Source organism: Maritimimonas sp. 2210JD6-3 (genome assembly GCF_056591795.1).
In genome coordinates this window covers 1-487 of sequence record NZ_JBWQOJ010000107.1, presented here as the reverse complement: position 1 = coordinate 487, position 487 = coordinate 1, and the positions used below count along the sequence as shown (strand labels likewise).

The following is a 487-nucleotide window of genomic DNA, read 5'->3' as shown; positions in this document are numbered from 1 at the left end:
CAATGGTAATGTTACCACGCAGACCCAGAATGTTATTATAGATGATACGACGGCCCCAACGCCCGATGTAGCGAGTTTACCCGATGTAAGTGGTGAGTGTACGGCGAGTGTTACAGCCCCTACGGCTACAGATACTTGTGTGGGTGCTATTACCGCTACGACTACAGATCCAACGAGCTATAGTGTCGTAGGTACGTATGTAGTAACGTGGAGTTATGATGATGGCAATGGTAATATAACGACGCAGACTCAGAATGTTGAAGTTACCGATACGGGTGCTCCTGCTCCAGACGTAGCGAATTTACCTGATGTAACGGCTCAGTGTACGGTAGTAAGTATTACGACCCCTACTGCGAGTGATGGTTGTGGTGGTGCGAGTATTACGGGTACAACGACGACGAGCTTCCCAATAACGACGCAGGGCACTACGGTAGTAACGTGGAGTTATGATGATGGCAATGGTAATGTAACGACGCAGACCCAGAAT

The 487-nt window shown here is 48.7% G+C and carries 1 protein-coding gene; it reads left to right on the top strand.

The window, feature by feature from the left end; all coding sequences use genetic code 11:
- Window positions 1–487: hypothetical protein (locus tag AC1EUY_RS16160; protein ID WP_480196585.1), on the top strand; the 487-nt coding region annotated here is incomplete at both ends.